Annotated in this window: 5 protein-coding genes; 3 read left to right on the top strand and 2 right to left on the bottom strand. The window is 67.1% G+C overall.

Annotation, left to right across the window (positions count from 1 at the left end; genetic code table 11):
• Window positions 1–2,165, bottom strand: a 2,165-nt coding sequence (gene ppc / locus AC1DU6_RS13435; protein ID WP_477857699.1) for a phosphoenolpyruvate carboxylase, incomplete at its 3' end; no start/stop codon positions are given.
• A 90-nt stretch (window positions 2,166–2,255) separates the two neighbouring features.
• Window positions 2,256–3,491: a cytochrome-c peroxidase gene (locus AC1DU6_RS13430; protein ID WP_477857697.1), complete on the bottom strand. Its 1,236-nt coding sequence runs from the start codon at window positions 3,489–3,491 to the stop codon at window positions 2,256–2,258.
• Window positions 3,492–3,595: 104 nt separating this feature from the next.
• Between AC1DU6_RS13430 and AC1DU6_RS13425 the strand changes: the two genes are divergently transcribed.
• The 3 genes from AC1DU6_RS13425 to AC1DU6_RS13415 form a co-directional block, all read left to right on the top strand.
• Window positions 3,596–5,098, top strand: coding sequence for an ATP-binding protein (locus AC1DU6_RS13425; protein ID WP_477857695.1), 1,503 nt, complete (start codon window positions 3,596–3,598; stop codon window positions 5,096–5,098).
• Complete coding sequence (locus tag AC1DU6_RS13420) at window positions 5,095–5,784, top strand: response regulator (protein ID WP_056195288.1); 690 nt, start codon at window positions 5,095–5,097, stop codon at window positions 5,782–5,784. The genes AC1DU6_RS13425 and AC1DU6_RS13420 overlap by 4 nt, the downstream gene beginning before the upstream one ends.
• Window positions 5,785–6,306: 522 nt before the next feature.
• Window positions 6,307–8,230 (top strand): TonB-dependent receptor (locus AC1DU6_RS13415; protein ID WP_477857693.1); only part of this gene is annotated, 1,924 nt, incomplete at its 3' end.

The raw sequence follows: 8,230 nt of genomic DNA, 5'->3' as shown, positions 1-8,230 counted from the left end.
GCAAAGCCCGGCGTGCCGTAGAMGAGACCGCGGTAGGCGTCGAAGCTCGCGTCCGACAGCGCCTGTGCAGCCTGCAAAAAGCCCTTGGGCGCGCTCTGCGTCGGATGCAGCAGCGTGGCCTCCAGCGTGGCGGCCACCAGCGTTTCCAGGTTGCGCCGGCCGATCTCCGGGTGGGCGTACTTGGAGGCGATGACCTCGCCCTGCTCGGTCAGGCGGATCTGGCCGTTCACGGTGCCGGGAGGCTGGGCCAGGATGGCCTGATAGCTCGGGCCGCCGCCGCGGCCGACGGTGCCGCCACGGCCGTGGAAGAGGCGCAGCGTGATGGGGCCGACGCGCTTCAATTCGTCGAACAGCTCGACCAGCGCGATCTCGGCGCGGTAGAGCTCCCAGGACGAGGTGAACATGCCCCCGTCCTTGTTGCTGTCCGAGTAGCCCAGCATGATGTCCTGCTCGCCGCTCGAACGGTCCACCAGGCCGCGCACGCCGGGCAGGGCGTAGAACTCGCGCATGATGTCCGGCGCGACGCGCAGGTCGCCAATGGTCTCGAACAGCGGCACGATGATGAGGTCGCTGACCGCATACTCGGTCAGCACGCCGCGCAGCAGGCCGGTTTCCTTCAGCAGCAGGGCCACTTCCAGCAGGTCGGACACCGACTCGGTGTGCGAAATGATGTAGTGGCGCAGCGCCTCGCGGCCGAAGCGGGCCAGGGCCTCGCGGGCGGCTTCGAAGGTGGCGAGTTCGAACAGCGTCTTGTCGGTATAGCTCGCGCCGATGACGCGCAGCGGGCGGGCGTCGTTCAGCAGCTTCAGCAGCAGTTCGCGCTTGGCGGCTTCATCGAGCGCCGGGTAGTCGGCCTCGATCCGGGCCGTGGCCAGCAACTCCGCCAGCACCAGCTCGTGCTGGTCGCTGCTCTGGCGCAGGTCCAGCGTGGCGAGGTGGAAACCGAACACCTGCACGGCGCGGACCAGCGGGCTCAACCGCGGTGCGATCAGTGCTTCGGCATGGTGGCTCTTCAGCGAGGCCTCGATGATGCGCAGGTCGGCCAGCAGCTCATCGGGTGTGCGATAGGGGTCTTGCGGCGCGACGGCATGGCGCAGCGCCTCGGTGCCGGTCAGCGCATGCAGGGTGGCGGCCAGGCGGGCATACATGCCCGTCAGCGCACGGCGGTAAGGCTCGTCCATGCGATGGACGTTCTGGTCGGGGCTGCGCTCAGCGAGCTTCTGCATGTCGGCAGAGACGCCCGTCAGGTGCAGCGAGATGGACAGCTCCGCGCCCAACTCGTGCAGCTCGGTCAGGTAGTGGCGCAGCGCCACCTCACTCTGGCGCTGCATGGCGCGCTTGAGCGTCACGGCGCCGACGTTGGGGTTGCCGTCGCGGTCGCCGCCGATCCAGTTGCCCATGCGCAGGAAGCTGGGCAGTTGCTCGCCAGGCAGGTGCTCCTCGAGCTCGGCATAGAGCTTGGGAATCTGGCGCAGGAAGGTGGACTGGTAGTAGGAGAGCGCGTTCTCGATCTCGTCGGCCACCGTCAGCTTGGAGTAGCGCAGCATGCGCGTCTGCCAGAGTTGGGTGATGCGGGCGCGCAGCAGGCCCTCGGTGTCGCGCAGCTCACGCTCCGTGCCCGCGCGGTCGCGAGCTTCCAACAGGCCGGCCACGGCGCGCTCGGCGTCCAGGATGCTCTTGCGCTGCACCTCGGTCGGGTGGGCCGTCAGCACCGGCGAGATGAAGCCGCGCTTGAGCACCTCGGCGATCTCGGTCGGGCGGATGCCGGCCTCGTGCAGATGCTCCAGGCAATAGGCCAGCGAGCCGGGCTGCAGGCTGCCGGCTCGCTCGTGCACGTCGCGGCGGCGGATGTGGTGACGATCCTCGGCGATGTTGGCCAGATGCGAGAAATAGCTGAAAGCGCGGATGACGCTGACGGCCTGCTCGCCGGACAGGCTCTTCAGCAGCTTGTCGAAGCGCTTGCCAGCCTCCTTGTCGTGCTTGTGGCGATAGGCCACCGACAGCTGGCGGATGCGCTCGACGAGCTCGTAGGCCTCGCGCCCCTCCTGTTCGCGGATGACGTCGCCGAGGATGCGCCCGAGCAGCCGGATGTCGGCCACCAGCGGTTCATTCTTGTCGGCCTTTTTGTCGATCTCTTGGCGGGCAGGAGCGGCTCGTGAGGGCATGGCAGGTCGTCCGAGAAGGAATTGCTATAGGAGAAGTAACCAAGTTACCTCTCCGTGACTCTAGCAGTTTCTTCTCTGGAACGGGCCCCTTCACTGTGCTGCCGGCGCTGTCGTGAAACCGTCGCTGAGCGTGCGCAGGAAGGCGACAACGTCGGTCACGTCCTGGGCGGTCAGGGCCGGCGGCTGGCCGGCGCGCCGGAAGGGTGCGCCTTGCTGGACATTGCCGTGGTAGAGGGCGGGCAGGTCGTTATAGACCAGGATCTGTCCGTTGACGGTCGGGTACCAGCGCGCCGGATCGAGGTCACGCGTGGCGTAGAAGGCGACGGCGTCTTCGAGCGTGGCGAAGCGGGCGTTGTGGAAGTACGGTCCCGTCAAGGCGACGTTGCGCAGCGTCGGCGTGCGGAACATGCCGCACAGGTCGGCGCGGCCAGCGAGGTCGCTGCGGGCGCACAGGCCGAGATCGAAGAAGGCCGGATTGGCGGTGGCCTGGCTCTGGTTGCGCGGCACGCCGAGGGCGTGATAGCTGAAGTTGGTGAACAGGGCGCGGTTCAGGCCTGGCTGGATTTGAACAGGCCGGCTGTCATGGCAACTGGCGCAGTTGCCGCGCTGCGGGTCGTTGAACAGATTGAGGCCGCGCTGCTCCTGGGCGGTGAAGGTGGTGCGGCCGTCCTGGACCGCGTCGAACTTGCTTGTGAACGGATGGAACCTGGCGTCATCGGCCTGGTAGCGGGCGAGTGCGGTGACGGCGGCGTCGACCAACTGGTTGTCAGTCGCGGCGGCCGGCAGATTGGCTGCGGCACGCAGGTCGGCCGAATAGGGCAGGGCGCGCAACCGGGTTGCCAGCGCGGCGACGTCGGCATTGGCCATCTCGTCAGCATTGAACAGTGGCCCGCGCGCCTGCTCGCTGCGGTTGTTGGCGCGGCCATCCCAGAACAGCCCGCCGCGCGGCCGGCCCTGGGCGTCAAACCCAAAGGCGCCGGCCTGATCGAGGTAACGAGCGCTGGGCGAACTGCGCAGGCCCTGGTGGGTGCCGTCGGCACCACCCAGGGGCAGGAAGCTGCCGGTTGCATCCGAATGGCCGCGCGCCTCGACGTGGCAGCTGGCGCAAGCCAGCTTGCCGCTGGCGGAGAGGCTGACCTCCTCGAACAACCGGTCGCCGACCTGGGCCAGCGTCGGCACGGGAACGGGCGCTGGCAAAGGCGTGCGGGGTGGGCGCTGGGCGGCGGCATCGGCGCTGGCGTCGGCAGCGGCGCCGCCAGCGCCGCCGCCGCAGCCAGCGAGCAGGCAGAGCAGCATTGCGGGCAGCAGGATGTGGCGGGCGGGCATGGCGGTCTCCTTCGTTGGCATGCCGCGAGCTTCCCGGCCGAGCGTGGGCCCAGCATGGAGAAACTGTGGAGGCCGGCTCCACAGTTGCCCGGCAAGATGCGCGCATGCGTCTTGTCCACCAGTTGTCCCTGCTTCTCATCACCATCGCGCTGGCGGCCGTCGCGGCCGTGGCCGGTCTCGTGGTCTGGAATCTGCGCGCCGGCTTCAGTGACTATCTGCAGGCTCAGGATGGCGAGCACCTGACGCGACTGATGGAAGCCGCCGAGCGAGACCTGGCCCGGCGCGGCGGGGCGCCGCAGGACTGGCGCCCGGCGCTGCGTKACTGGCTGGACACCGTGCGCGTGTYGACGGGGCATGGCGGCCCTGCTGAAGGACCACCGCCGGGCGGCCGGTCCGACGATCCGCCGCCACCGGAGCGTGGCGATCCCGAGGGCCGCCGTCCGCCGCCTGACCCGCGCCGCGACCCACCACCGCCGCGCCGCGATCCTTCCAATTTCGGCCCACGCGTCGTTGTGCTGGCTGCCGATGGCATCACCCCGCTGGCGGGCCGCCGCGAGACGCTGGGCCGCCCCGGCCAGACCCGCGCCATCAAGCTCAATGGCCAGACGCTGGCCGTGCTGCGGCTGGCGGAACGTGCCGGGCCGGCCGAGGGGGTGGACGCCAGTTTCCTGCGACGGCAGTACATCGGCTTGGGCGTCGTGGTCGGGGGTGTCCTCATCGTGGCCTTGGTGCTGGCACGGCTGCTCGCCGTGCGCTGGGCGCGGCCATTGGCCGAGGCCCAGGTTGCGGCACGGCGGATCGCGGCGGGCGAGTTCGACGTGCGCCTGCCCGCGCCCCGCGATGGCGGCGGCGCCAGCGAGATCACAGGCCTGCACGCGGACATCAACGGCATGGCCGAGGCGCTGCAGCGACTGGAGAGCAGCCGCCAGCGCTGGATCGCCGAGCTGTCCCACGAGTTGCGCACGCCGCTGGCCGTGCTGCGTGGCGAGGTCGAGGCGCTGGTGGACGGCATACGGCCGCTGGACAGCGCGGCGCTCACCTCGCTGCAGGAAGAGATCAAGCGCCTGTCCCGCCTGGTTGAAGACTTCCACCTGCTGGCTACCTCCGAGCTGCGGTCCCTGCCTTGCGAATTCGAGCCCGTGGCGCCGGTTGCGCTGCTGCAGGCGGCCCTTGAGCGCATCGCGCCGCGTGCCAGGGCGCGGGGCCTGGTCATTGAGGCGCCTCTGCCGCAGGTGCTGCCGGCCGCGTACTGGGACGCAGTGCGAATCTCTCAACTGCTGGCCAATCTGCTTGAGAACAGCCTGCGCTACACCGAGGCTCCCGGCCTGCTGCAGGTGTCCGCGCGCTCGCTGGGCACGGCCATCGAGATCCGCATCGAAGACACACCGCCCGGCGTGGCGGAGGCCGAGCTGGACCGCCTGTTCGACCCGCTCTACCGTGTCGACCCCTCGCGCAGTCGCGCCTTTGGGGGCTCGGGCCTGGGCTTGGCCATCGCCCGTGCCATCGCGCTGGCCCATGGCGGTCGCCTGCACGCCGAGGCCTCGACGCTGGGCGGCCTGGCCATGGTGCTGACACTGCCGCTCAAACCCGAGGGAAATGGCCTATGAGCGATCTCATCCTGATCGTCGAGGACGAGCCCAAGCTGGCGGCCCTGGTGCGGGACTATCTGCAGGCCGCCGGCTACCGCAGCGAATGGCTGGCCGATGGCCGCCAGGCGCTGGAGAGGCTCAAGACCGGCCCGATGCCGGCGGCGGTGCTGCTGGACGTCATGCTGCCCGGGCTGGACGGCCTGGAGGTCTGCCGCGCCGTGCGCATGTTCAGCGACGTGCCCATCCTCATCAACAGCGCCCGTGTCGAGGAACTGGACCGGCTGCTTGGCCTGGAACTCGGCGCGGACGACTACGTCTGCAAGCCCTTCAGCCCGCGCGAACTCGTGGCCCGCGTGAAGGCCCTGCTGCGCCGCGCCCAGGGACGGCTGGCGCCGGCCACACTGGTGCCGGCGGGTGGCGGCTTTGCGGTGGATGAGGCGGGCCAGCGCATCGTCTGGCAGGAGCAGGCGCTGTCGTTGACGCCGGTGGAGTTCCGCCTGTTGCGCCAGCTGCTGCAACAGCCGGGGCGCGTTTTCGAACGGTCCCAACTGCTGGATCTCATCCACGAGGACTTCCGCGACGTGTCCGACCGGGTTGTCGACAGCCATATCAAGAACATCCGCCGCAAGCTGGCGGCGCTGGAGCCAGCCCAGGAATGCATCGCTTCGGTGTACGGCGTGGGCTACCGGCTGGACCTGGCCTGAGCCTGCTTTCTCCACTGCGTTGCTTTTGGACAACTCATCACGGGCGCCGTACCTGCACTGAAACCAGAGGCACCCCTCTGGTGCCCAAGTGAACCATCTTGGGCTTTCTGTCCCCATTCCGGGAAAACCAGACTGCGCACGCAATTGAATCCTCCGCCACATTGGGATATTGTTGACAGCGTTGTCTATTTGAATTGACCCGCAGATCGATGTGCTCTTGGCAAGGATGCTGAGATCGCTACCAAAGCTCATCCCCGATGGTTGCGCGCAAGCGCACGATTCGCTGTCCGGCCACCCCGGAAAGAGCTGCTTTCGCAGGTGTTGTTGATTGCGCACACGGCAAGATCAACTCGCGTAAACCCCAGGAGTCATGGGGAGGCCAAAACGTACAGTACGCAGGCGCCTGCAACGGGCACTCTCTTTTTTGAGGAGTGCTGGTAACGCTACCAAGTGCTGGCATCAGCGGGCCATAGAGTCGTCATCAATCGGCGCTACAGCCGCTTAAAGCAAGTAAGGAGACAAATGAAACACCCTCAGATTTCCAAAGTTCGGCGTGGTCCCGTGCGGTCCATCCGGCTCAAGCCCGTTGCGTGGGCCTCGTCGATCGCGTTGCTCACGGGTGCCGCTGCGGTACATGCTCAGCAGGCTGGCGCTGCGGCGCCTGCATCTGCGGCGTCGGCTGCTGCCAACTCCCTGGAGACCGTGGTCATCACGGGTATTCGCCGGTCCCTTGACAGCGCTGTCACCCTGAAGCGCGATTCGCGCGGCTTGGTCGATGGCATCGTGGCTGAAGACATCGGCAAGTTCCCGGACACCAACCTGGCCGAGTCGATGCAGCGCATCGCCGGCGTGTCCATCGACCGGAACATGAGCGGTGAAGGCTCGCAAGTCACCGTTCGCGGCGTCGGCCCGCAGTTCAACATGGTGCTGCTGAACGGCCGGCAGATGCCGACCTCCAATGGTGCCGGCCGCGCCTTCGACTTTGCCAACCTGTCCTCCGACGCAGTTTCCGCGCTGGAGGTGTACAAGACCGCTCGTGCCTCGTCGCCGACGGGCGGTATCGGCGCCACCATCAACGTCAAGACGGCCCGCCCGCTGGATGTGCGCGAAACCATCGCCAGCATCGGCATCAAGGCCAACTATGACGAGTCGATCGGCCGCCTGCCGGGCGAGATTGCGGGCTCGAAGGTCACGCCAGAAATCTCCGGCATCTACAGCACGTCCTTCGGGGACCGCACGCTCGGCATCTCGATTAGCGGCAACTACTCGAAGCGCAACTCGGGCTCCAACAACGCGTTCACCGGCAACGGCTGGCAAACACAGCCGATTACGAACGGTGCCGCCGGTACGGCGTATGACGGTGTTCCGGCCGGCAACCTGAAGAACTTCCCGACCAGCGGCTATGTGACGCACACGAATGACGTGCGTTACCGCGTGACCGATCTGGAGYGCGAGCGCATCAACGGTCAGGCCGTTCTGCAGTTCGCCCCGACGAAGGAACTGAAGTTCACGCTGGACCACACGATTGCCATCAACGCGACCAAGCAGAACGCCATTGAGAACTCCTCCTGGTTCGGCCCCTCGTATTCGGGCCCGTTGAATGGCCAGCCGCCCACGACCTTCACCGCCACGGGCCAGGTCTACGACCCGATCATCCAGACGGCCACCTGGGACGGCACGCACGACTTCGCGATGTACGCTGCCCAGCAGGCGGTCAAGACCAAGCTGAACTCCACCGGTTTCAATGCGGCATGGAAGGTCAGCGAGAAGCTGAACATCGATCTCGACGCTCACCATTCGACGTCCCGGACCAATCCGGACAGCCCTTATGGCGACACCAACGTCATTGACCTGGCAATGTTCAACCAGGGCAACACGACGATGTACTACGACCAGAAGTTCCCGGTCATGCAGTCGCCCGGCTTGAAGTACGACTCCAGCAAGACCACCGTCACGGGCTCGCAGTTCACCAACAACATTTCCTATCAGGACGTCGATCAGGTCCAGGCCAGCGGCACCTACAAGCTCAGCGCCGACGACAAGCTGCTCGCCGGCCTCGGTTTCACCAAGCTGAAGAATCGTTCCGCCGGCTCGAACAACTTCCACGGCGACTGGGGTGGCATCGGCCCGCAAGGCTCGTTCAAGGACATGACCGTCGCCCAGTACAACATCGCCAGCTTCTACGGCCGGATTCCTGGCAGCAGCGACGCGCGCCAGTTCCCGACGTTCTTCGTGCCGAACTTCGACCAACTGCGTGCGCAGGCCGTCAAGAACGCGCAGTCGTATCGTCCGACGTCGCTCCCGCCGGGCAATCCGCTGAGCGCGGCGGAGGCAGATGCCTACTTCAAGCCGTATACCGACTTCACCAACGGAAACGATTGGCGCACCACCGAGAAGTCGACCGCGGCCTACGGTCAGTGGGACCACTCGTTCGACACGTCCATCC

It is taken from the genome of Roseateles sp. P5_B10 (genome assembly GCF_056400485.1).
Note: the sequence above shows the minus strand (reverse complement) of the source record. Positions and strands in the feature narration are given on the sequence as shown.

Excerpts from the sequence above, each read along its gene's own strand:
- AC1DU6_RS13430 (WP_477857697.1), bottom strand. The coding sequence starts at position 3,491 with ATGCCCGCCCGCCACATCCTGCTGCCCGCAATGCTGCTCTGCCTGCTC.
- AC1DU6_RS13420 (WP_056195288.1), top strand. The coding sequence starts at position 5,095 with ATGAGCGATCTCATCCTGATCGTCGAGGACGAGCCCAAGCTGGCGGCC.